This window comes from Acidimicrobiales bacterium (assembly GCA_036491125.1).
In the GTDB taxonomy this organism is placed as follows: Bacteria; Actinomycetota; Acidimicrobiia; order Acidimicrobiales; family AC-9; genus AC-9.
This window is the reverse complement of sequence record DASXCO010000246.1, coordinates 25590-48772: the sequence shown is the minus strand read 5'-3', so window position 1 is coordinate 48772 and position 23183 is coordinate 25590. Positions and strand designations below refer to the sequence as shown.

The following is a 23183-nucleotide window of genomic DNA, read 5'->3' as shown; positions in this document are numbered from 1 at the left end:
CGCGGGCCTGCCGGATCCGGATCCCGTCGAGGGGTCCGTCGGGGTCGGGCGACGGCAGACGACCTTCGCGGGATCCGACCGCCAAGGGAGAGGGCGGCTGGTCGCCGCCCTTCGGCGCTCGCCGGTCCCGCCGGCGGACCTCGCTGCGGCGGCCGGGTGGTCCGCCACCGAAGCGGATGCGCTTCGCGCCCGGCGTATCGCCGAGTCGCTCGTCGCCGACGGCCTGGCGGTGGTCGAGGCCGACGGCCGCCTGCGCCTGGCGTGACCCGTCCACCGGTGCCGCCACCTGAGCTTCAGGGCGATCCCTCCCGGGCCAGCTCCGGCTGGCGTGCTCCTGCTCCGCGGGCCCTCGCTGCCGCCTCCTCCCAACGGGCCTCGACGCGCCCGAAGCGCCAGATGGCCAGCGCCGCGATCCAGGTGACGACGAAGATCCCGACGATGAAGTAGCCCGCCTCGTTGATGTTGAAGTTGGCCGTGAGATCCCAGACGCCGCCGGTGAGCCTGAGCTCGGTCCCGAGGATGGACAGGAGCTCCACGGTCCCGATGAAGGCGGCCACGGCGACGGACAAGCCGGTGATGGTGAGGTTGTAGTACACCTTGCGAACGGGCCGGGAGAACGCCCACCCGTAGGCAAAGTTCATGAACGAGCCGTCGATCGTGTCGAGCAGTGACATCCCGGCGGCGAAGAGGATGGGCAGACAGAGGATGGCGTAGAACGGCAGTCCACTGGCTATCGCGCCTCCGGCCATGACGAGCAGGGCGATCTCGGTGGCGGTGTCGAAGCCGAGCCCGAAGAGGAGGCCCATCGGGTACATCTTCCAGGGCGCGTCCACCCGTCGAGCCAGCGGTCCGAAGAACCGGTTCATCAGCCCACGGGAGTCCAGCTGGCGCTCGAGCTCTTCGTCGTCGTAGCGGCCGCGGCGCATCTCGAGGAACACCCGGACGATGGAGACGAGGATCACGACGTTCAAGATGGCGATGAGGTAGAGGAAGGCCCCCGAGACGCTGGTACCGACGAGGCCGGTGTAGTGGTGCAGCGATGAGGTGCCGCTCTGGACCTGGCTCTCCAGGGCCTTGATCCCGAAGTTGAGCAGCAGGGCCAGGACGAACACGACGCTCGAGTGCCCGAGGGAGAAGAAGAACCCCACGCTCAGGGGACGCTTGCCGTCGGCCATGAGCTTGCGGGTCGTGTTGTCGATGGCCGAGATGTGATCGGCGTCGAACGCATGACGCAGGCCGAGGGTGTAGGCCAGCACGCCGGTGCCGAAGCCGAAGGCCCTCGTCCCCAGGTGATAGTGACCATGAGCCACGACGAAGGCGAGAATGCCAAATCCGAGGACGTGCAGGAACAGGATGAAGGCCGTCATCGCGCCCGCCCGCCGCCACTCCGCCGGGCTCAAGCGATCTCGCACGGACATCGCCGCGTAGCCTGTCTCAGATGCGAACTGGACGCAAGTACGTCCAGTGGTCGCCTAGGAGAACTTGGTGTGCGGCCGCTCCTGGAGGACCCCGTCGACGTAGAGGTCGACCTTCTCGTTGTAGAAGCACGCCAGCCCGGCGATTCTCACGCTCTCGGCGACCGGAGCGCGGTAGATCCAGGCCAGGTCGGGTACCACCTGGTCACCGGCCTCGACCGACCAGTAGCTGGCGGTGCCCTTGTAGGGACAGCGGCTCGTGGTGTCCGACGGGTCCAACAGGTCCAGGCGGACGTCGACGAGAGGCAGGTAGTAACGGGTCGGCAGCCCCGTCTCGAACAGCAGTCTGGGTTGCTGCGAGTCGGCGACCTTCACGTCGTTCACGACGACCTCGACGCGGCGGGAGCTGGGCAGGATGTCGACCCGGGTGTGGGGGTCACGCGGATGGACGTACACCTCCTCGTCCTCCTCGAACCACGCGTCCATGGCTTCCCAATCGAAGCGCACGAGGCCACGGAGCTCCGCCAGCGGTGACTCCGCATAGGTCCACGCCCCGTCGGCCGCCACCTTGTTTCCACCTTTGACGCTGAAGTAGCTGGCCTCGCCCCGGCTGGGCGACTGCTCGCGGCGCTCGCTCGGCGTGAGCAGCTCCATGCGGACGTCCTGCTCGGGGAAGTAGTAGGCGGGGAAGTACGGCACTTCCCACACCAGCGTGGGCCGCACGGTGTCCGCGATGACCTCCCCGCCCAGATAGGTCCGGACCCGCTTGGGCCCGTCCTCGACGCGAACCCGACCTCTGGTCTCGGGCACCATGCATGCTCCTGTCGATGGGCGACACGGACTGTCTCTTCCGTCAACCGCCCTGGCCTCGTCACCATTCCGATCGGGGCTGTCCGAGATGACCCGGCGTGACGGTTGCTCGTAGGCTGCCGCCATGTCCGACGCACCGTGGGCGGCTGACGCCTGTGCCCTCATCGATGCCTATCGCTCCGGCGAACGATCCCCGAAGGAGGAGCTCGAGGCGACGCTCGACGCCGTCGCCGCCAGTGAGCTGAACGCCTTCTCCCATCTGGATCCCGAGGCGGCCCGTGAGGGGGCAGCCGTGGCCGACCTGGCCGCGCCCTTCGGCGGGCTCGCCGTCGGTGTCAAGGAGCTCGATGCCGTCGCCGGCTGGCCGCTGACCGAGGCGTCACGGGCCTTCGCGGACCGGGTGTCCGATCGGGACGCCACCATCGTGACGAGACTGCGGGGGGGCGGAGCGGTGCTCGTCGGCCAGACCACGGCCAGCGAGTTCGGCGGACTCAACGTGAGCGTGAGCCTCCTCCACGGGGTCACCCGCAACCCGTGGGACCTCACCAGGACGACGGGCGGCTCGTCAGCGGGGTCCTCGGCAGCCGTCGCCGGCGGGCTCCTGCCGCTGGCCACAGGAGGCGACGGTGGCGGCTCGATCCGGATCCCGGCCGGGTTCTGTGGGCTGGTCGGCATGAAGGGAACGGCGGGACGGATCCCGCGGGGACCGAAGACGGTGATCGGCCCGCTGACCGTGGTCCTCGGTTGCATGGCCCGATCCGTCCGTGATGTCGCCCGCTTTTTCGACGTGTGCAACGGCCACGACGGGCGTGATCCCTACAGCCTGCCCCGCGTCGAGGGCTGGGAACGCGACCTCGACCGGCACGATCTCGCCGGCATGCGGGTGGCGATCGCTCCGACGCTCGGATCGGCGATCGTCCGCCCAGAGGTCGAGGCGCTGGTCGTCGAGGCGGGTCAGGCGCTCGCTCGGGATGCCGGGCTCCGGGTGGTCGACGTCCCTGTCCTGCTGCCGAGCTCGGGCGCCGAGTGGGCCCTGGCCAACCTGGCCACGCTGGTCGGCGAGCTGGGCGACCGGTACCCCGACTGCCTGCCCGAGCTGACCACCGAGATGGCGTTCGGGCTGCAGTTGGCGGCCCAGGTGGTCAACGTCGACATGATCGCCAAGGCCGAGGTCAACCGCACCGCGGCCAACGAGGCGATGGCGGACGTGTTCGACCAGGTGGATTTCGTGGTGTGCGCCAGCAACCCCGACGTGGCCTACCCCGCGGACTGCACGCTCAACACCAGGGTCGGCGAGCTGACGGTCGGCCCCGAGAACAACGGCGCCCTGACGATCCCCGCGAACATCAGCGGCAACCCGGCCATCTCCATCCCCGCCGGGCTGGTGGACGGGTTGCCCGTCGGCCTGCAGGTGATCGCCCGCCACCACGCCGACGCCCTGCTGCTCGACCTCGCTCGCGTCGTGGAACGCGAACGACCGTGGCCGCTGGTGGCGCCGGGATCACCTCGATAGCGGGATCGTGGAACCTCTCCGCCTCGGTGTCCTCGGTGCCGCCCGCATCGTCCCCAACGCGCTCGTGACCCCGGCGAAGACCTCAGTCGACGCCGACGTCCGAGCCATCGCCGCCCGCGATCCCTCGAAGGCGGCGGTCTTCGCCGAGCGCCACGGCATCCCGGTCGTCCACAAGACCTACGAGGCCCTCCTCGCCGACAGCGACGTTGACGCGGTGTACAACCCGCTGCCCAACGGCCTTCACGGCAAATGGACTCTCATGGCCCTCGACGCCGGGAAGCACGTGCTGTGCGAGAAGCCGTTCACTGCCAACGCCCCCGAGGCCGAACGGGTGGCGGCGGCCGCCGAGGCGTCGGGTCGCGTCGTCATGGAGGCCTTCCACTGGCGGTACCACCCCTTGGCGGCCCAGGCGCTCGAGATCGTGCAGAGCGGTGAGCTGGGTGAGGTTCGCCGGGTGGAGGCGGCTCTGTGCTTTCCCCTGTTCCGACGCGACGACATCCGGTGGCAGCTCGACCTCGCCGGCGGCGCCCTCATGGATGCCGGCTGCTACCCGGTCCACATCGTCCGCACCCTGTCCGGACGCGAGCCCACGATTGCCAGCGCCACGGCGCGGCTCCGCTCTCCCGGGGTCGATCGCTTCGTGCAGGCGGAGCTGTCCTTCGGTGCCGACACGACCGGGCGGGTGACGGCCTCGATGTGGTCGTCGAGCATCCTCAGATCGAGCGCCGCCGTCATCGGCGAGCGGGGCAGGCTGCACATCCTCAACCCGATCGGCCCCCAGGTCTTCAACCTCCTGACCGTCAAGAGCGGGAAGGGGACTCGGCGCCGGCGGGTCCGGGGCGGGTCGACCTACTCGTACCAGCTCGCCGCCTTCGTCGCCGCGGTGCGGCGATCGATCCCTCCGCTCACGCCGCCGGCGGACAGCATCGCCAACATGAAGGTCATCGACGACATCTACCGGGCGGCCGGGTTGGAGCCCCGGTGGGGAGCGACGGACTAGAGGAGCTCGGGCCCGCTGCCGGTCGCTCTGGCCCGCGGCCCTGCACGGTTCACGGCAGTTGCGCCGACCCCGGCACGGGCTGGGGACCGGGACCGTAGTCATAGGTGATGTCGAGCGTCTGCTGCGGAAGGCCCGGCGTCGCCGTCGCCGGGGCCATCGTCGACGGTGCCGGTGTGGGCGCCACGACCGGCGTGGTCACCGGTGGCGACACCGAAGCACGGCTCGCCGGCGTCGGCGAGGACGGCACCGATGCGGCTCCGGCCCAGATGAGCACGGCGACGAATCCCACGCTCAGACGGAGGCCCCACGACGAGTGCCAAGCCCGTCCGGGCACCGCTCTCTGGTCGGTCGGCGGTACCCCGCTCTGTGCTCGCTCACCCCGCACTGCTATCTCCCCCCCGGCGAACAGCGTTATCGGCTGTTCTTCCGGTTTGTCGTCAACTCGCTCGCTACGTGCAGCTTGCCCCTCCCCACCGGCAAGCGAAATGGGTAGAAGGGTCCATTTTCGGACCCTCGAGGGACTAGTCCGGTTGTGGGAGGGACGGGGCTACGTGATGGGGATCACGCTGGTCCGGACCGCCGGCGTCGGGGCGTGGGCATGAGGGTGCTCAACCAGTCGCCCACGGCGACTGCCACCTCGGCGTCCTTTCGCCGCAGGCCGTGGTCGCCGCCGTCGATCCAGACGTGAGTGACGGGAGCTGGGATGACGGCCGTGGACGCCTCCAGCTCGTCGGGGCGGGCGAAGGCGTCGCGCGTGCCGGACACGAACAGACACGGCACGCGGATGCCCGAGAAGTGCTCGTCCCTGAGACGGTCCGGCCGACCCGGTGGATGAAGGGGGTAGCTGACCAGCACGAGGGCCGCCGCCGGCTGGCCCTCGGCCGCGGCCAACGAGCACATGCGACCGCCGAGGGACCGTCCACCGAGCGCAATCCGCTCCCGACCGACCCCGGCGCGTGCAGCGAGGTCCGCCGCCGCCTCGCCGATGGTAGCCACCAGCACCCGAGGTGGGTCCGGGCTGCGCCGCCCCGCCAGACGGTACGGAAAGTCCACCCGTTCCACCAGCACGCCCAGCGCCGAGACGGCGCCGTCGATGGCCACGAGCGCGGGCTGATCTCGTCCTGCGCTGGCGCCTGGCGTCAGCACGATGCCGGCAGGGCTGCTAGCGCTCGGCATCGTGGATGAAGGAACGCGCTCCTGTCGGATGCTGGCTCAGGAGACCTGCACCACGCCGTCGAGCGACTGTTGGAGCCCGGCCAGCTCCTCGAGCGCCGCCTGCCGCGCGTCTTCGAGGTGAGCCAGCTCCCGCCGCGCCTCGGATATCGGACCCTCGGCGCGTTGCCAGACGGCGCGAGCTCGTTCCGCCGCCTCCGCCCGGCCGTCCTCGATGTGGCGTTCGGCCTCTCGCCTGACCGCTTCGGTGGAGGGGGCGACCTGCTCGTGGCTCCGTCGGGCCGAGGCGGCGATCTCGTGCGCCCTGGTCCGGGCCGCCTGCTCGAGCTGAGCGACCTCGCGCTCGGCCCGTTCCTTGTCTGTTCGGGCCTCCGTCTCGACGTTGGTCTGGAGCTCGTCGGCCGCCTCCTGCGCCAGACCCAGCACCTGCTCGACCCGGTCGGACAAGGACTGCACCGATCGCGGCGGCTCCTCGGCGCGATCTTCGAGCTCCGACAGCCTGGCCTCCAAGGCCTCGGCGCGGCGGTCTGTCTCGGTCAGTCTCTCCTCGGCGCCGTCCATGTGGACCTGCGCTTCGCGCGCCCAGCGCTCGCACGCCTCCATGATGGCGTCCACCTGATCTCGGTCGTAGCCCCGCATCACCATCGCGAAGCGGGATCGCCCAAAGGTGTCTTCGTTCATCGCTCTCCGTCGTCCTCTGTGTCGCCCGGCACTACGCGCCCAGCCGGCCAGCCCCAATGCCTCGAACGATCATCGGTGCAACTCACAGACCGCCAGCCCGCCGCGACTGCGCTCCCTACCGTAGCTGCCCGAGGGCGAGTCACCGCGAGTTTGCTCGATGGTTCGGGTGGGAACAAACAGCTGTCCGATGCAGAGTTTGCGTGTGGGCCCCAGTGGCCCTGCGTACGTCGGTTGGGGGTGGTCGGGTAGTCACGGGCCCGACCGCCCCCGCACCTCTTTCGCTTGAGATGTGACGCGAGCGAGTAGTCCTTTGAGCGCTGGCCTAGTCTGCGCTCGTCGTTGGGTGGGCGGCGACGAGATCGCGGTCGAGGGCGGCGATCGAGTCGGCACCGATCAGGGCCATCGTGCGGCGCACGTCCGCGCCGAGGAGGGAGAGGACGTGGGCCACTCCGCGCTCGCCCCCGGCGGCCAGACCGTATAAATAGGCCCGCCCGGCCATGCAGGCGCGAGCACCCAGGCACACGGCTTTGACGATGTCGCTACCGCGCCGAACGCCGCCGTCGCAGATGACCTCGAGCCGGTCGCCCACAGCGTCGACGACGGGAGCGACGAGATCCAGCGGGGCAGGCGCGTCGTCGAGTTGGCGGCCGCCGTGGTTCGAGAGGGCGATGGCCTCGATGCCCGAGCTGGCAGCGATGCGCGCGTCGTCCACCGTCTGGATGCCCTTGATGACGATCGGGCCGCTCCAGGCCGTACGCAGCCACTCGACGTCGTCCCAGCACAGTCCGGGGTCGAATTGCGAGTTGATGTAGTCGGCGAGAGATGTTGCCGTCGCACCGTCCCCGACGTCGCGTGCGACGACGTTGGCGAAGCGGATGGGCTCGCTGCGCAGCAGACCCCAGGTCCAGGCGGGGTGGATGGCGCCATCGACGATCGTGTCCAGCCCCGCCTTCGGCGGGAGAGTGAACCCGCGCCTGACGTCGCGCTCGCGTCGGCCGAGGACAGCGGTGTCGACCGTGAGGACGATGGCCTCGTACTGCGCCTCGGCCGCCCGGTCCAGCATCTCCTTGACGAGACCGCGATCGCGCCAGGCGTAGACCTGGAACCACTTGGGGCCCCGACCGGCGACTGCGACCTCCTCGATCGATCGGGTGCTGAGCGTGGACAATGTGTATGGGACTCCGACCTCGGCGGCGGCGCGCGCCACGGCGAGCTCACCGGCGGGGTCGGCGATACGGGTGAAGCCGGTTGGCGCCAGGACGAGCGGGATCGGTATGGAGCGTCCGAGCAGGGTGGTGGCCGGGTCGACCGAGGCGACGTTGCGCAGGACGCGCGGCCGGAAGCCGACACGGGCGAAGGCCCGGCGGTTGGCGGCGAGGGTGCGCTCGTCTTCCGCCCCGCCGTCGATGTAGTCGAACACCCCTCGTGGGAGGCGGCGGTGGGCGATGCCCCGGAGGTCGTCCACACACGCCGCCCGGGCGAGCCGCCGCTGGACGCGGTCGTGGTCCATGGGGCGGAACCTGAGCACCGATCGGAGACTCTCGAGCATCTCGGCGGTGATCTTACGGACTCGGCACGACGATCGAAGGGAACGGGGCGCCAGGAGCGCTAGCGCCAGAGATCGGTGATCGCCACGCCAATCTGGGCGAGCATGCGCCGAAGGAGCGGCAGGCTCAGTCCGATCACGTTGGAGGGATCGCCGTCGATGCTGTCGATGAACGGCGCCGCAAGGCCCTCGAGGCTGAAGGCCCCCGCCATCGCCAGTGGCTCTCCCGTGGCCACGTAGGCGTCGATCTCCGCATCGGTGGTGGTGGCGAAGCGAACCCGTGTCGCGGCCACCTCGGACAGGGCTCGTCCATCGACGTCCACGAGACAGTGGCCGGTGTAGAGGGCCGCCTCTTGACCGCGCAGGCGCCGGCACCAGCTTCGAGCTTGGTCGGCTGACGCAGGCTTGCCGAGGCTGAGCCCGTCAGCCTCGAGCATGGAATCGCACCCGATCACGAGTGCATGTGGACGCCGCTCGGCGACGGCCAGCGCCTTGCGGCGGGCCAGGGTCGACACGGCAGTCGGCGTGTCGACCGCATCGACCCCCTCGTCGACCCCGCTGACCACCACCTCGGGATCGAGACCGGCGTCTCGGAGCACTCGGAGCCTCGCCGCCGAGCCGGAGGCGAGGACGAGGGTGATCGCCATCAGCTGATCAGCCGCCACTCATCGGCGTCCTGGCGACCTAGCGGGCGAGCCGGGCGGCCAGCCGGCTCATCACGTTGCCGTATCCTCGCAGCTCGGCCGGGTGCCCGGGTGTCCCGCTGGGCGCGGGTGAGGTGTCCGGCACACCGATGGCAGTGGCCAGGAGCGGCGACGCGTCGGTGCGGAAGTAGCGCGACACCAGACCGTCGTAGAAGGTGAGCCCGGTAGCCCCGACGCCCAGCGCGAACGCGTTGAGAGCGAGCCGCCCGGACGCCACGCCGGCTTCGAGCTGGGCAGCGCGGTAGCCCCTCGCGCCGAGGCTGCCGAACAGGGCATCGAGACCAGCGGCATGGAAGACGGTATAGGCCGAGTCGCCGCCGAGCGGCTGGCCGAGACACAGGCCAGCTCCGGCAGCGCGGACGTCGGCGATGCGAACCCTTCCCTCGAACCCGCCGTCGTTGGTGTAGCGGTAGCCCCCGGCCTCGGCGCCCTCGACATCGTGGACGTTCACGAGATGCTCGATGAGCGTGCCGGCCGGAGCCGCGTCGAACGGCACGGCGCGCGCCGCTGCCGGCATGCTCCACTCGAGCAGCTGCGACGCCGCCCGCTCGGTCCGGAAGACGCGGGTGGACCCCCGCTCCAGGATCACGTCCTCGATTCGCTGGTCGGCGCTCGCGCCGAGCGGTGGCTCGACCTCCAAGGGCGCCGGCCTCGACGCCGTCGGGGCCGCTGCGCGCCAGGTGCCGACGCCGTCCTCGTCGAGAACGCCGGCCGACTGGGCCTCCTCGACAAGGGGAAAACGCAGCACTCGGGACGCGATCGGGAGCGAGGAGGCGGTGAGCGCGCGGAGCGAGCCCGCCGGCGGCACCGCGAAGGCGCTGTCTCCGAGCTCGACCACGACCAGGGGCATCTCCTCGAGGCCGTCGATGCCCACCAGCTGGGACACGGCGTCGTCGGGGAAGGCGGTCATCACCTGGGCCTCCAGCCCGTGGGCCGCGGCCGCCGCGAGCAGGTTGGCCAGCATGGATCCGGCGTCCCACCACAGGTGACGCCAGCCCCGCTCGCCGTACTTCCAGCCGGTGCGGAACGGAATGCCCGACAGGATCACGGTCGCCCCCGGACCCTGGTCGGGCACCTCGCCGCGGTCACGCAGGGGCACCAGGGCGTGGTCGAGCGGGTCGTAGTGATGTACTCCGGAACGGACGAGGTACACCTCGACCGGGTGGAGGTTGCCCGCCGACATCGCCGTCCGGAACCAGACCCGGTCGTCTCCGCCCAGCCCGCCGGCGGTGAACCTGGTGACGCCAGCAGCGAGGAACAACAGCGTCCCGAGCAACTCGTCGTCCAGTCCTCGGGCCTGTCCCCGACGTCCCGACAGCACCTCGGCGGCGGGAATCGACGATCTCGCGATCGTCCGCGGCAGACGAGCAGGCTCGAGATCGGGATACGACTTGAAGGGCCGGGGCCGGTTGGCGGGGTCCAGCGGTCGGAAGGAGACCAGCCGTTCCGGGTGGGTGGGGGTCTCGCCGTGGCGGGTGGAGCCGTGCAGGACCTCGACCAGGCGCGCGTCGTTCACACCTCCATCTTGGTACCGGATCGGGTGGTACGGGGAACCCGCGAAGATGGTGCGATGACGTCAGCCGAGGAGTACGCCTGTTTTCCCAAGGACCGGTTCATCACGGCCACGGACGGGACGCCGATCGCCTACACCGTGGTCGGCGACGGCGCTCTTACGCCGAGCCGGCCTCCCGGGCCAGCCCAACTCCCCATCCTGTTCGTCAACGGATGGAGCTGCACCGACACCTACTGGTCCGGCATCGCGCCGGCCGTGGTCGAGGCGGGTCACCGGGCCGTACTCGTCGACACGAGGGGGCACGGCCAGTCGGGGCTGCCCCGCCCGCCCGGCTGCAACGCTCACGACCTCCGTCCCGAGGACGTCTCCGTCGAGCGGGTGGCAGCCGACTTCGTCGAGGTGCTCGACGACGCGGGCATCGAGGTGGCGGCGCTGGCCGGGCATTCGATCGGCGTCCAGCTCATCTTCGAGATCTTCCGTCAGGCACCCGATCGGGTCGCCGCCCTGCTGCCGGTGGCGGGCACGTTCGAGAACCCGGTCCAGACCTTCGCCGACCGGCCCGTGCTGGACCGGCTGTTCCCGATCGCCGACGCGGTGTTCAAGGTGCTGCCCTTCGGGTTCCTCCAGCCCGTCATCAGGCGTATCTCGACGCCCGAGACGGCGCTCACCATGCTGCAGGCCATCAAGGTGGCGGGACCGAGGGTGACGGCGCCGCGGATCGCGCCGCACGTGACCCAGATCTGCTCCATCGACTTCTCCGTGCTCTGGCGGATGATCGGAGGGTTTCGCAACCACCACGCAGTCGAGGTGCTGCCGAGCGTGACCGCGCCGACCCTCATCTTCGCTGGTTGCAAGGATTACTTCGCCCCCCCGGCCGTTCAGCGCCGGATGCACGAGCTCGTTTCCGAGAGTGAGATCGTGTGGTTCGAGGAGGGTGGCCACCTGCTTCCCGTGGAGGAGCCCGACACGATCGCCGCCGCCATGGTCGAGTTCCTGGCCCGACGCGTGCCGCTCACTGCCGCCGGCGCCGGTGACGGCACCGATCCGGCCCGCTCGCCCAGCTGAGGCAGCAGGACTAGAACGTCGGCGATGACCGACTTCCGCGAGGTAGCGACCGGCCTGCAGTTCCCGGAGGGACCGGTGGCCATGGCAGACGGAAGCGTGCTGGTCGTCGAGATCAGGCGGGGCACGCTGAGCCGGGTGCAGCCGGACGGGACGGTAGCGGTGGTGGCCAGCCTCGGTGGAGGGCCCAACGGTGCGGCCATCGGCCCAGACGGCGCCGCCTACGTCTGCAACAACGGCGGCTTCCCGTGGACCGAACGAGCCGGCATGCTGCTCCCGATCGATCTGGCCACAGGGGCCAGCGAGCCGCCGGACTTCGAGGGGGGCTGGATCGAGCGCGTCGACCTGGCCACCGGCCGGGCCGAACACCTCTACACCCACGTCGACGGGCATCGGCTGCGCAGCCCCAACGACATCGTCTTCGACCAGGAGGGCGGCTTCTGGTTCACCGACCTCGGGAAGACCCGGGCACGCGACGCCGATCGAGGCGGCTTGTACTACGCCCAGACCGACGGCTCGGATGTGATCGAGGTCGCCTACGGCCTCTGGGGTCCAAACGGGGTTGGCCTGTCGCCCGGAGGTGACCGGGTCTACGTCGCCGAGAGCTTCACCGGGCGGCTGATGGCCTGGGACCTGGAAGCTCCGGGACGAGTCAGCCACCCGCGCGGTGCCTGCGTCGCCGCGACCAAAGGGCACTTCGACTCCCTCGCCGTCGAGGCCGGCGGCGCCGTCATCGTCGCCGCCCTGTCCCAGGGTCTCTGCGTGGTGGACCCGGACGGCGGCCATGAGTACGTGGCGCTGCCCGACCCCATGACGACCAACGTCTGCTTCGCTCCCGACGATCCGCGGATCGCCTACGCGACCCTGTCGGGCACGGGCCGGCTGATCGCCATGGAGTGGCCGCGGCAGGGGCTCGGCCTGGCGTTCACTGCCTGACCGCCTCGATCGCCGACCCGAGGGCATCGAGGTGGTGGTCGACCGACGCCAGCCCCGCCCCCATGGTGTTGATCGAAAGGTGGGTGGCACCGGCGTCTGACCACTTCCGGACCTGCTCGGCCAGCTTCTGGGCGCCTCCCTCGCCCCAGCTCACCCGGCCCTCCATGCCGAGGGCCGCTGGGTCCCGGCCGGCCTCGACAGCCGCCTCGTGGACCATGGTCCGAGCCTCCTCGAGGCCGTGGCCAGGGGGCACCTGGGGGAACCAGCCGTCTGCGAGCCGACCCGCTCGCCGGTAGGCCGGCGGCGAGGCTGCACCGAACCACACGGGGATCGGTTGCTGCAGTGGCAGCGGTGCCAGACCGGCCCCGGTCACCTTCTCGTAGGTGCCGTCGAAGGTCACGGTCCTCTCGGTCCACAGCCGCCGCAGGAGCTCGACCTGCTCGCCGACCCGCCTCCCACGATCGCCGAAGCTCTTGCCGAGCGCCTCGTACTCGACGGCGTTCCACCCGAGGCCCACGCCCAGGCGAAAGCGACCGCGGCTGAGGAGATCCACCTCGGCGGCCTGCTTGGCGACCAGCGCGGTCTGGCGCTGGGGGAGGATGATGATGCCGGGCACCAGCTCGATCGAGGTGATCGCCGCCAGGTAGCCGAAGAGCACGAACGGCTCGTGGAACGTCGTGCTGACGTCGTACGGGCCCTGCCAGCCCCGGTGGACGGCGGGGTCGGCGCCCACCACGTGGTCATAGGTGAGCACGTGGGTGAAGCCGAGCTCCTCGATCCGCTGGGCGTACCGGCGGACCACCTCCACGTCGGCGCCGATCTCGGTCTGGGGAAAGACAACACCGATGTTCATGTCTTCTGTCTAGTGGGTGTACTGCCAGGGTGGCGATAGGGTCGACGTGGACGGGCCGGAGGACGGCTGGACGACTGCGAGGTGCTCGATGAAGTACGTGAATCTCGGCGCGACGGGCCTGCGGGTTTCACGGGTCTGCCTGGGCATGATGGGGTTCGGTAACGACAGCGACCGGCCCTGGGTGATCGACGAGGACGCGGCCGACCCGATCGTGCGGGCCGCCGTCGAAGGGGGTGTGAACTTCTTCGACACGGCCGACACCTACTCGTCCGGGGCGAGCGAGGTCGCCACGGGGCGGCTGGTAGGGAAGTACCTGGGCCGTGACGAGGTGGTCATCGCCACCAAGGTGTTCATGCCGATGACGCCGGGCGAGAACGGCGGTGGTCTGTCTCGCAAGCACGTCCTGTCCGGCATCGACGCGTCGCTTCGCCGGCTCGGGCTCGACTACGTCGACCTGTACCAGATCCACCGCTGGGATCCCCGGGTGCCGATCGAGGAGACGATGGAAGCCCTGCACGACGTGGTCCGAGCCGGGAAGGCCAGGTACATCGGCGCCAGCAGCATGTTCGCCTGGCAGTTCGCCAAGGCGCAGCACACCGCGGAGCAGAGGGGCTGGACGAGGTTCGTGTCCATGCAGAACCACTACAACCTCATCTATCGGGAGGAGGAGCGGGAGATGATCCCCCTGTGCGTCGACCAGGGGGTGGGCGTGATCCCCTGGAGCCCCCTGGCTCGAGGCGTCCTGGCCGGGACCCGGAGCCGTGAAGGCGAGAAGCGCACGACGCGCTCGGAGACCGACCCCTTCACCGACTATCTCTACAGCCAGCCCACCGACTTCGACGTGGTCGATCGGGTGGCCGAGATCGCCAGCGAGCGCGGGGTCCCTTCAGCGCAGGTCGCGCTGTCCTGGCTGCTCCACCGCCCCGGCGTGACGGCGCCGATCGTCGGCTCCACCAAGCTCGGCCACCTCGAGGACGCGCTGGCCGCCGAGGAGCTCGAGCTCAGCGACAAGGAGATGCAACGGCTGGAGGAGCCCTATGTCCCGCACCCCGTGTTGGGGCACTTCTAGACGGCCGGCGGCGGGGTTGGGGGCCCCGCCGCTCGGAGGAGGGCGGGGATGGGGCCCCGCCCGGGGCGGCGAAGCCGCCTGCGACAGCGCTCATTCGCGAGCCAGGAGATCCTGGACGATCAGCGTCGCCGCCGCCGGGGCTCCTTTCACGAAGCCGAAGAAGGGACCGAAGTCCCTGGTTGCGGGGAACCCGGGCAGGTACAGGCCGGGCAGGCTGGTCCCGAAGGCCTCGTCCAGGATGGGGAAGCCCTCGGCCATCGCAACGTCGTCGAGGACACCGGCCAGGTAGGGAACGCGGCCCAGCGCGGCCCGATAACCGGTGGCGAACAGGACCTCGTCCACGAGCAGGCGTTCGCCGTTCGACAGGCGGACCTTGACCTGCTCACCGGTGGGAACGGCCTCGACGACATCCGTGCCCGGCCAGCGCACGACGTTCACGCTGCTCAGCCGGGGAGTCAGCCACGCCTCGAGAGTCAACCTGCCGACCTCCCAGAACCGGCTCGAGATCGCGTCCTGCTCGGCCGCCGGGAGGTGGCGCCACCACCCGCGCACGCGCAGGGTCGTCTCGACATAGCCATCGACGAACTGCCAGCTCACCCGGTCGAAGCGCGGCACGTCGTGGCGGTGGACCAGGTCGACGCGCTCGGCCCCCTGCTCGCCGATCAGCGCTGCCCACTCGTAGGCGCTCTGCCGCCCTCCAACGATGAGGACCCGCGCCCCCGAGAGGTCGTCGAACCGGACGCGGTCGCAGGTGTGGGATCGACGTTCCGGGGGCAACGCCGCCGCCCAGTTGGGCAGGGCGGTGAAGTTGGAGAGGCCGGGCGCGGCCACGACCGCGTCAGCGGCGAGATGAGCGCCGCCGGCGAGGGTGGCCTGGAAGCGGCCGTCGAGCGTCGTCAACTCGGCCACGAAGTCCTCGCGGACCTCGATCCCCTCGGCGCTCCGGAACCAGTCGGCGTAGTCGACGAACACACTGACCGGGATCGGGTCGACGTCACCGGGCGCGATCCCCTGCTCTTCCAGGTACGCCTCGAGGGTGTGCACTCCGGCCGCGTCCAGATGCCAGTCGCGTCCGGAGCGGAGGAGCATCCCGGCCGGCATGTGCTCCCGCCAGAAGCTCATCGGCTTGCCGACCACCCTCGTCTCGATGCCGTGACGGCGGGCGAGGGCGGCGACCGACAGCGCGTACGGTCCCGCGCCTAGGACGAGCAGCGGCGTCGTCGCCATCGGCGAAATCCCTCCCCCCCAGCGGTAGCTGCCAGCTCAGGGTAGCCTCGCCACTGCCGGCTCAAGAGCCGGCCATGGACAGAGCCGGCTCAAGAGCCGGCCATGGACAGAGCCGGCTCGAGAGGCCGGCCATCGGCACCGGCCCGAGCAAGGGCGAGCGGCTATGGCATCTTCGGTGATCGTCTCGGCGGTGAGGACGCCCGTCGGGTGCTTCGGCTCTGCGCTGCGGAGCTGCGAGGCGGTCGACCTGGGCGCGGTTGTCATCGCCGAGGCCATCAGTCGGGCCGGAGTCGAGCCCGCCGATCTCGACTACGTGCTGATGGGCCACGTCCTCCAGGCCGGGACGGGCCAGATCACCGCCCGCCAGGCTGCCGTGGCCGCCGGCGTTCCACCGCACGTGCCGGCGATCACCCTCAACAAGGTGTGCCTGTCCAGCCTGACCGCCGTCGCCCTCGCCGACCAGCTCATTCGCGCGGGAGAGATCGACGTCGCCGTGGCCGGCGGAATGGAGTCGATGACGGCTGCGCCGTACGTGCTGCGACGTGGGCGCTGGGGCGTGCGGATGGGCGACGCCGAGCTCGTCGACACCATGATCCACGACGGCCTGTGGTCCACCTTCACCGGCCAGCACATGGGCGAGTCCTCCGACGAGGTCAACGCCGCCCTGGCGATCACGCGCGAGGACCAGGACGAGTGGGCGGCCCGCTCCCACCAACGGGCTGCCGAGGCCTGGAGCTCGGGCCGCTACGCCGAGGAGATGGTTGGTGTCCCCGTTCGGGCAGGCCGGGGTGACCCGACCCTCGTCGAGCGCGACGAGGGAGTCCGGCCCGCCACCACGAGCCGATCCCTCGGCCGCCTGGCGCCGGCATTCACGCCGAACGGCACGATCACCGCCGGTAACGCCTCCCAACTGTCGGACGGCGCTGCTGCCACGGTGGTGATGAGCGCTGAGCGTGCGCAGGCCCTCGGCATCGAGCCGTTGGCTGAGATCGTGGCCCACGGGATGTGCGCCGAGCGCTTCGAGTACCTGCACACGGTCCCCGCCATCGCCCTGGAGCGGGCGCTCAAGAAGGCCGAGTTGCAGGTGGAGGACCTCGGGCTCATCGAGATCAACGAGGCCTTCGCGTCGGTCGCCTTGCACGCCACGCACATGCTCGGTGCCGACGAGGACGGGGTGAATGTCAACGGCGGGTCAGTGGCGTTGGGCCACGCCCTCGGCTCGACCGGAGCTCGGATGCTGGTGACCCTGGTCCACGAGATGCGTCGGCGTCGGGTCGACAACGGCGCCGCGACATTGTGTGGTGGCGGTGGTCAGGGCGACGCCCTCATCCTGCGCCTTCCCGGACTCACCTGAGAGCCGGGCGAATTCCCGCCCTCAGCTCGAGTTGGCCGTCACGCTGGCGGCGCAGACGATCTGGCGGAGCTCGTCGACCGAACGCCCCAAGGCGTCAACCTTGGCCTCGATGCCGGCCAGCCGCTGCGGGTCGGCGCGATCGTCCCCGCCACCGGCGGCCCGCAGGCACTCGTGGCAGGACCGCAGCAGGCGGGCGGTGTCGCGCTCCTCGGCAATGTAGCGACCGAGCAGCTCTCCGGTTCGGATATCGATCGAGTGGTCCTTGAAGATGTCGTCGAACAGGTCGGGGCGGTCAGCGGTATCGAGCTTGTGGAGCTCGAGGGCTTCCATCTTCTCGAGGTCCGACCGGTCCGAGCGCACGATGTCCAGGGCACTCTTGGCCCTCGGAGTGTCCTTCTCGCGAACCTCGAACCCGAGCTCGTTGATCCTGCGGGCGAAGCTCATGCCGTGCTCGCCCTCCCTCGCCGCGACCGTGAGGAGCACCTTGCGAACCTCGGGGTCCTCGGTGACGGCGGCCCACTCGGTCAGATAACGGTGGGCTGCGGACTCGGCCAGGGCGATGGCGTTGAGGAGACCGAGGTAGCGAGGCTTGTCCTTGTCGGGCACGGGCTGGCTCCTTCACTCGGGCGTCGGCTGGACGATAGCCCTAGGCGGGTCGACACGACGAGCGTCCGCGGGCAACAGCGTCTGGCGATCCGGTAGATTTCGTGCCAACCCGGCGGTACACCGCACGCCACGGGTCGCATCGCGTCGTTTCACGTCTCTCGGGAGCAGGCGAATGAACCCCCTCGCTGCGATTGGCCGTTTCTCCGTACGATTCCGGTACCTGATCGTCGTTGCCTGGATCGTCGGCGCCGTCGCCGCCGGGGCCGCCCTGCCGACGCTCAACAGCGCGGTCAAGGCCAACAACCAGAGCTTCCTGCCGTCCAATTCCCCGAGTCTCCAGGCGGCGAAGCTGGCCACGCCGTTCCAGCCGCTCAACTCGGTACCGGTGCCCATCGTGGCCTCGCGCTCGGGGACGCAGCTCACGGTCGCCGATCAGGCCGCCATCACTCGGATCCAGGCCGCGGCCCAGAGTGTGGCGAGCGTGAAGTCGGTGCAGCTGGTCGGCGTGTCGCCCGACGGTCAGGCCATCGAGCTGCGGGTGCTCGCCAATCTGCAGGGCGGCATGAACGCCGACAAGACCCTGGTCGACGCCTTGCGCTCCGCCATCGCGACCCAGCCCGTTCCTCCGGGCCTCAGCGTCCACCTGGCCGGGGAGGTCGCGGCCGGGGTCGACAGCCAGAAGGCCTCCAACAACGCGGGCAACCGGACCGAGCTGTTCTCGATCATCTTCATCCTCGCCCTGTTGTTCCTGGTGTTCCGGTCGGTGCTGGCGCCCATCCTCACCGTGCTGCCCGCCATCATCGTGTTCTCCATCGCCGGACCGCTGATCGGCGAGGCGGCGCAGGCGGGGCTGCAGGTCTCGCTGTTCACCCAGGTCCTGCTCATCGTCCTCGTGCTGGGAGCAGGGACCGACTACGGGCTCTTCCTTGTGTTCCGGGTGCGGGAGGAGATCCAGGGGGGCCTCGAGCCCAAGGAGGCTGTGGTCAAGGCCGTGTCCCGGGTGGGCGAGACGATCAGCTTCTCGGCGGCAACGGTGATCGCCGCCCTGCTCAGCCTGCTGCTGGCGAGCTTCGGCATCTACCAGAGCCTGGGCGTCCCTCTTGCCATCGGGATCGCCCTCATGCTGGTGGCGGGCCTGACCCTGCTGCCGGCCCTGCTCGCCATCTTCGGGCGGGCCGTGTTCTGGCCGTCGCGGCCGAAGGTCGGACCTCATCGCTTCGGCCTCTGGGGTCGGGTCGCCGGCCATGCCGTCGAGCGCCCGGGTCTGACGCTGGGCATCGGCGTGGTGGTCTTCGGCCTCCTGGCCACTGCCGCGCTCGGCAACAAGCCCTCCGGCTTCGGGAACCAGACGCCACCGCCGGCCAGCGACTCGGCCCAGGGCAACGCCGCCCTGGCCGCCCACTTCCCGCAGGCGGCTGCGAACCCAACCAACCTGGTGTTCAAGTACCCGACCTCGGTCTGGGTAGATCCCGCGCCGCTGACGACGCTCCAGACCCAGCTGGGCCACGCCTCGGTGTTCAAGTCGCTCGCCACCCCGCTCGACCCCAACGGGACCACGCTCACCCCCACCGAGCTGTCCGCCCTGCACGCCAGGCTCGGGCCCGCGCAGGCCCTGCCGGTGATCGCGCCACCGGCGCTGGGCGTGCCGGCGACCACCTACAACGCCTACCGGGCGGCGTCGCAGCTGGTGAGCACCGACGGCCGAACGGTGATGATCAACGCGTCGCTCACCGTCGGTGACCCGCAGACCACGGCGGCCCTCAAGCAGACGCCCGCCATGCGCACTGCCGTCACCCAGGCCGCCCGCGCCTCCGGTGCGACCGACAGCGGGGTGGCCGGTATCGCTCCGGCGTCCTACGACATCAGCTCGGTGTCGAGCAGCGACCTGAGGACCATCATCCCCGTCGCCGTGGCCATCATCGCCGTGCTCCTGGCCCTGGTGCTGCGCAGCCTGCTCGCCCCGCTCTACCTCATCGCCAGCGTGATCCTCTCCTATCTGGCCGCCCTCGGCCTGGCCGTCATCATCTTCATCGACCTGGCCGGGGACTCGGGGCTGATCTTCTTCCTGCCCTTCCTGATGTTCATCTTCCTGTTGGCCCTGGGGGAGGACTACAACATCCTCGTCATGACGAGGATCAGGGAGGAGGCCCAGGACCTTCCGCTCCGCCACGCCATCACCGAGGCCCTCGGCGCCACCGGCACGACTATCACGTCGGCCGGCCTGGTCCTGGCCGGGACCTTCGCCGTGCTCGCCCTGTCGGCCGGGAGCGGCTCCAGCGGGAGCCAGCTGCGGGCCATCGGCGTCGGCCTCGCCCTCGGCATCCTCATGGACTCGTTCCTCGTGCGAACGTTGCTGGTGCCCTCGGTCGTGGCCCTGTTGGGCCGGTGGAACTGGTGGCCGTCGCCCCTCTCCCGTCCTGAGCACGAGGCCGCGCTGTCGGCCGAGGCGCCGGCCACCGAGGACGTGCGTCAATAGCCGCGCCGCGCTGGCGCGCCGGCGCTCAGATGCGCTCGAGGGCGGCGCCGTCGAACAGCGGTTGCACGTCCTGCGCGACCCAGTCGTCGCGGAGCTGGGCATCCGACGGGCGGCTTACGGGTGACGACGCCGTCTCGAGGATCGGCCGCAGCAGGCGGGCGTCGCTCGACGTGATGAGGAAGAGCTGCGGCCGGGCCAGCACGTACTGGACGGCCCGTTCCAGCGCGGGGCCAGCCGGCAGGGGCTCGTACCAGCTGAACCGGGGCTGCGCCTCGCCACCCCACCGGCGTCGGGCGACCGACTTGATGGTCTGGGTCGCGATCCGGCGCTCGGCGCACACGGCGAGGAGCTCGTCGACGTCCGCCCGGTAGCCGTCGTCGGCCAGCAGGGAGAAGTTGTACGGGAAGAGCACGGAGTCGAAGTCGAAGCGCTCGAGGCTACGCAGGTGCATCCGGACGATCCGCAGCCCGTGCCCGGTCACGCCGACGAAGCGCACCAGACCCTCCTGCCGGGCCTGCTCCAAAGCCTCGACGGCGCCGCCCGGGCCGTGCGCCACCTGCCACTCTTCCTCCTCCACCAGGTTGTGCAGCTGGATCAGGTCGACCTGGTCGACCCCTAGGCGCTCGAGCGATCGCTCGAGGCTGGCCCGGGCGTCCACCCCCCGGCGGTCGCCGGTCTTGGTGGCGAGGAAGAACTCGTGGCGGCGGGTCGCCAGCCACGGCGCCAGCCGCAGCTCGGCGTCGCCGTAGGCCGCCGCCACGTCGAGGTGGTTCACGCCGAGCTCGAGCAGGACGGGGAGCAGGTCGTCGGCCCGCTCCTGGCTCATCCGGGACAGCGCCGCGGCCCCGAAGATGGCGCGGCTGCTCTGATGGCCCGTGCGCCCGAACTCCGCTCGTTCGATCATCAGCGGCGACGCTACCGCCCGAAGTCGGCCCGCGCTCGGCGGTGGTCGAACGCCCGGTGCGCATGGCGACTTCGCCTAAGCTCCGTGTCATGCCGCAGATCATCAACGGCGGCAAGTGGGCGGAGAACCGCCTCCGCCATCTCCGCCAGCTGCGGGAGCAGACCTCGAACGAGGACGAGCTCCGCCTGATCGATCAGGAGATCGAGCAGCTCAAGGCCGAGACCGGGTTCGGTCGCCGCCTGCTCCGCCACCTGCTACCGGGCGGGCACTAGAGGTAGCAGCGCCGACGGGCCGACCTCACTCCTCGCCTACGATCGTGGCTCTTCTCCTCGGGCCAGCCCGTCAGACGGGCCCGAGCCAAACGCACCACGGGGACTCATGAGCGACCGCCTGTACTTTCGTCAGCTTCTCGCTGGTCGGGATTTCGCCCGCGCCGACTTCGTCGCCCGGCAGATGGTGAACTTCGTGTACCTGATCGGCGACCGGGACACCGGAGATGCCGTCCTCGTCGATCCGGCCTACGGCGTGGGCGACCTGGTCGACCTTCTCGCCGCCGACGACATGCGGCTGACCGGGGTGCTCGTGACCCACTGGCATCCCGACCACGTGGGGGGCGACCTCATGGGGCACGGCATCGAGGGCCTGCGCGAGCTGCTGGAGCACAAGGAGGTCCCGGTGCACGTGCAGGCCGACGAGGCGCCCTGGGTGACGCGGGCCACGGGGGTCGCCGACCTCCTCGCCCCCCACCAGAGCGGCGACGTCGTCGATGTCGGCGACCTCGGCGTGACGCTCCTCCACACGCCGGGCCACACCCCCGGCAGCCAGTGCTTCATGGTCGAGAACCGGCTGGTCGCGGGGGACACCCTCTTCCTCGAGGGCTGCGGCCGCACCGACCTGCCCGGCGGCGATCCGGAGGCGATGTACGACAGTCTGACCCGCCGTCTGGCGAGGGTTCCCGACGACACGATCCTCTTTCCCGGCCACCTCTACTCGGCCGATCCCTCGGCCACCATGGGCGACACCCGTCGCCTCAACTACGTGTTCCGGCCGGAGACGCCCGAGCAGTGGCTGATGATGTTCGGGCAGTAGCGGGGGCCACCCTCGCCGGGACGGACAGGGGCCCGGCGCGGGCTCGCCACTGCTCGTCGCCGCTCGGATTTCCGAGGGGCTCGGCCGCCGCTGGGCGGTACTGTGCAGGGATGGCCGACAAGGCGACCTTCGCCGACCAGGCAATGGAGTTCATGCCTGCCCTGTACACGGCCGCCCTGCGTATGACCCGCAACCCGGCCGAGGCCGAGGACCTGGTCCAGGAGACCTACCTGAAGGCGTACCGGGCATTTGGAAGCTTCGAGCAGGGCACGAACCTCAAGGCCTGGCTCTACAAGATCCTCACGAACACGTTCATCAACGCCTATCGGTCTCGGCGGCGGCGGCCCGAGCAGACCGAGATCGAAGACGTCGAAGACCTGTACCTGTACCGGCGGCTGGGGGGTCTGGAGGCGGCGACCGCGGGTCGGAGCGCCGAGGAGGAGGTCCTCGACCACTTCACCGACTCCGACGTCAAGGAGGCGCTGGAGTCGCTGCCGGAGAGCTTCAGGATGACCGTCCTGCTCGCCGATGTGGAGGGATTCTCGTACCGGGAGATCGCCGACATCATGGAAATCCCCATCGGTACGGTGATGAGTCGGCTCCACCGCGGAAGAAGGGCGCTCCAGAAGGCGTTGTTGGAGTTTGGTATGGAACGTGGCCTCGTAGGCGATCGGGATTGATGATGGGTAGGGAGCGATTCGTGGGAGTTGGTGATGGGCGAACCGAACCACGATGAGTGCTTGGAGGCGGTCCATCGCCTCTACCATTTTCTCGATGGCGAGCTGACCAGCGAGAAGCGCTTGGAGATATCCAAGCACCTGGACAGCTGCCATCCCTGCCTCGAAGCCTTCGACTTCGAAGCGGATTTGCGCCACATGCTCGCCGCCAAGTGCCGCGACCATGTTCCCGAGACGCTGCGGGATCGTGTCGCCTGGGCCCTGCGCCACGAGCAGGAGGCCGACCAGCACCGCTAGGGCGGCCCAGGAATACTGCCGACCAGCGGCTCGTTGGACTCGAACGTGGCAGATCGTGCGGTGCAAGGGACGTCGTTGTCGGGCAGCGACCGGCCGTCCCGTTCCTTTGGCGCAGGAAGGGTATGCCGGGAGGCGGGCTGCCGCACGAGGCTGTCGATCTACAACAACGGCAAGTTCTGCTATCAGCACGAGCCAATGGCCGTGCCCCGGACCCGAGGCAAGAAGATCGCCTGAGCTCGTCCCCGAGGGGACCGCACCGGGCGACTGCTCAGAGGGCG

The 23183-nt window shown here is 70.1% G+C and carries 24 protein-coding genes; 12 read left to right on the top strand and 12 right to left on the bottom strand.

The window, feature by feature from the left end:
* On the top strand, positions 1-265 hold a 265-nt coding region (locus VGF64_19040; GenBank protein ID HEY1636858.1), incomplete at its 5' end, for a hypothetical protein.
* Positions 266-293: 28 nt separating this feature from the next.
* Here the strand turns inward: VGF64_19040 and VGF64_19035 are convergent.
* Together VGF64_19035 and VGF64_19030 are read right to left on the bottom strand one after the other, a co-directional pair.
* The gene (locus VGF64_19035; protein HEY1636857.1) at positions 294-1418 is read right to left on the bottom strand and encodes a HoxN/HupN/NixA family nickel/cobalt transporter; all 1125 of its coding nucleotides are present in this window, start codon (positions 1416-1418) and stop codon (positions 294-296) included.
* 54 nt (positions 1419-1472) lie between these two features.
* Positions 1473-2225 (bottom strand): DUF427 domain-containing protein, encoded by a 753-nt coding sequence (locus VGF64_19030; GenBank protein ID HEY1636856.1) that lies wholly within the window; start codon positions 2223-2225, stop codon positions 1473-1475.
* A 124-nt stretch (positions 2226-2349) separates the two neighbouring features.
* Here VGF64_19030 and VGF64_19025 point away from each other — a divergent pair, with 124 nt between their 5' ends.
* Positions 2350-3738, top strand: coding sequence for an amidase family protein (locus VGF64_19025; protein HEY1636855.1), 1389 nt, complete (start codon positions 2350-2352; stop codon positions 3736-3738).
* A 7-nt stretch (positions 3739-3745) separates the two neighbouring features.
* Positions 3746-4738 carry a Gfo/Idh/MocA family oxidoreductase gene (locus tag VGF64_19020; GenBank protein HEY1636854.1) on the top strand — a complete coding sequence of 331 codons (993 nt, stop codon included), beginning with the start codon at positions 3746-3748 and terminating at the stop codon, positions 4736-4738.
* Positions 4739-4787: 49 nt separating this feature from the next.
* On the opposite strand, the gene VGF64_19015 is transcribed toward VGF64_19020, so the two are convergent.
* From VGF64_19015 to VGF64_18990, 6 genes are all read right to left on the bottom strand, one after another.
* Complete coding sequence (locus tag VGF64_19015) at positions 4788-5072, bottom strand: hypothetical protein (protein ID HEY1636853.1); 285 nt, start codon at positions 5070-5072, stop codon at positions 4788-4790.
* 227 nt (positions 5073-5299) lie between these two features.
* Positions 5300-5914 carry an alpha/beta family hydrolase gene (locus VGF64_19010; GenBank protein HEY1636852.1) on the bottom strand — a complete coding sequence of 205 codons (615 nt, stop codon included), beginning with the start codon at positions 5912-5914 and terminating at the stop codon, positions 5300-5302.
* A gap of 36 nt (positions 5915-5950) precedes the next feature.
* Positions 5951-6592, bottom strand: a complete 642-nt coding sequence (locus VGF64_19005; protein ID HEY1636851.1) for a hypothetical protein — start codon at positions 6590-6592, stop codon at positions 5951-5953.
* Between the two features lie 322 nt (positions 6593-6914).
* On the bottom strand, positions 6915-8141 hold the full coding sequence (locus tag VGF64_19000; GenBank protein HEY1636850.1) for an alpha-hydroxy acid oxidase: 1227 nt from the start codon (positions 8139-8141) through the stop codon (positions 6915-6917).
* A gap of 59 nt (positions 8142-8200) precedes the next feature.
* Positions 8201-8803, bottom strand: coding sequence for a nucleoside triphosphate pyrophosphatase (locus VGF64_18995; GenBank protein HEY1636849.1), 603 nt, complete (start codon positions 8801-8803; stop codon positions 8201-8203).
* A 19-nt stretch (positions 8804-8822) separates the two neighbouring features.
* Positions 8823-10358 carry a nitroreductase family protein gene (locus tag VGF64_18990; GenBank protein HEY1636848.1) on the bottom strand — a complete coding sequence of 512 codons (1536 nt, stop codon included), beginning with the start codon at positions 10356-10358 and terminating at the stop codon, positions 8823-8825.
* Between the two features lie 54 nt (positions 10359-10412).
* Here VGF64_18990 and VGF64_18985 point away from each other — a divergent pair, with 54 nt between their 5' ends.
* A complete protein-coding gene (locus tag VGF64_18985; protein HEY1636847.1) occupies positions 10413-11420 on the top strand; it encodes an alpha/beta hydrolase in 1008 nt (335 codons plus the stop codon).
* Between the two features lie 24 nt (positions 11421-11444).
* Positions 11445-12353 carry an SMP-30/gluconolactonase/LRE family protein gene (locus VGF64_18980; protein ID HEY1636846.1) on the top strand — a complete coding sequence of 303 codons (909 nt, stop codon included), beginning with the start codon at positions 11445-11447 and terminating at the stop codon, positions 12351-12353.
* On the opposite strand, the gene VGF64_18975 is transcribed toward VGF64_18980, so the two are convergent.
* Positions 12343-13206 carry an LLM class F420-dependent oxidoreductase gene (locus VGF64_18975; protein HEY1636845.1) on the bottom strand — a complete coding sequence of 288 codons (864 nt, stop codon included), beginning with the start codon at positions 13204-13206 and terminating at the stop codon, positions 12343-12345. The genes VGF64_18980 and VGF64_18975 overlap by 11 nt on opposite strands.
* Positions 13207-13294: 88 nt before the next feature.
* Here VGF64_18975 and VGF64_18970 point away from each other — a divergent pair, with 88 nt between their 5' ends.
* A complete protein-coding gene (locus tag VGF64_18970) occupies positions 13295-14275 on the top strand; it encodes an aldo/keto reductase (protein ID HEY1636844.1) in 981 nt (326 codons plus the stop codon).
* A 90-nt stretch (positions 14276-14365) separates the two neighbouring features.
* Here VGF64_18970 and VGF64_18965 read toward each other — a convergent pair whose 3' ends face one another.
* Positions 14366-15502 (bottom strand): FAD-dependent oxidoreductase, encoded by a 1137-nt coding sequence (locus VGF64_18965; protein HEY1636843.1) that lies wholly within the window; start codon positions 15500-15502, stop codon positions 14366-14368.
* Between the two features lie 163 nt (positions 15503-15665).
* Here VGF64_18965 and VGF64_18960 point away from each other — a divergent pair, with 163 nt between their 5' ends.
* Positions 15666-16856, top strand: a complete 1191-nt coding sequence (locus tag VGF64_18960) for an acetyl-CoA C-acetyltransferase (GenBank protein ID HEY1636842.1) — start codon at positions 15666-15668, stop codon at positions 16854-16856.
* A gap of 21 nt (positions 16857-16877) precedes the next feature.
* Here VGF64_18960 and VGF64_18955 read toward each other — a convergent pair whose 3' ends face one another.
* Complete coding sequence (locus VGF64_18955) at positions 16878-17462, bottom strand: hypothetical protein (GenBank protein ID HEY1636841.1); 585 nt, start codon at positions 17460-17462, stop codon at positions 16878-16880.
* A 172-nt stretch (positions 17463-17634) separates the two neighbouring features.
* Between VGF64_18955 and VGF64_18950 the strand changes: the two genes are divergently transcribed.
* The gene (locus VGF64_18950; protein HEY1636840.1) at positions 17635-19938 is read left to right on the top strand and encodes an MMPL family transporter; all 2304 of its coding nucleotides are present in this window, start codon (positions 17635-17637) and stop codon (positions 19936-19938) included.
* A 25-nt stretch (positions 19939-19963) separates the two neighbouring features.
* Here VGF64_18950 and VGF64_18945 read toward each other — a convergent pair whose 3' ends face one another.
* Positions 19964-20842 (bottom strand): aldo/keto reductase, encoded by an 879-nt coding sequence (locus VGF64_18945; GenBank protein HEY1636839.1) that lies wholly within the window; start codon positions 20840-20842, stop codon positions 19964-19966.
* A gap of 89 nt (positions 20843-20931) precedes the next feature.
* On the opposite strand from VGF64_18945, the gene VGF64_18940 reads away from it, so the two are divergent.
* The 4 genes from VGF64_18940 to rsrA all read left to right on the top strand — a co-directional run bounded on the left by VGF64_18940 (position 20932) and on the right by rsrA (position 22905).
* Positions 20932-21114: a hypothetical protein gene (locus VGF64_18940; protein ID HEY1636838.1), complete on the top strand. Its 183-nt coding sequence runs from the start codon at positions 20932-20934 to the stop codon at positions 21112-21114.
* A 106-nt stretch (positions 21115-21220) separates the two neighbouring features.
* Complete coding sequence (locus tag VGF64_18935; GenBank protein HEY1636837.1) at positions 21221-21931, top strand: MBL fold metallo-hydrolase; 711 nt, start codon at positions 21221-21223, stop codon at positions 21929-21931.
* Positions 21932-22041: 110 nt separating this feature from the next.
* Entirely contained in the window at positions 22042-22611 is a 570-nt protein-coding gene (locus VGF64_18930; GenBank protein HEY1636836.1) for a sigma-70 family RNA polymerase sigma factor, read from the top strand.
* Positions 22612-22644: 33 nt separating this feature from the next.
* On the top strand, positions 22645-22905 hold the full coding sequence (rsrA, locus tag VGF64_18925; protein HEY1636835.1) for a mycothiol system anti-sigma-R factor: 261 nt from the start codon (positions 22645-22647) through the stop codon (positions 22903-22905).
* The last annotated feature ends 278 nt before the right edge of the window (positions 22906-23183 follow it).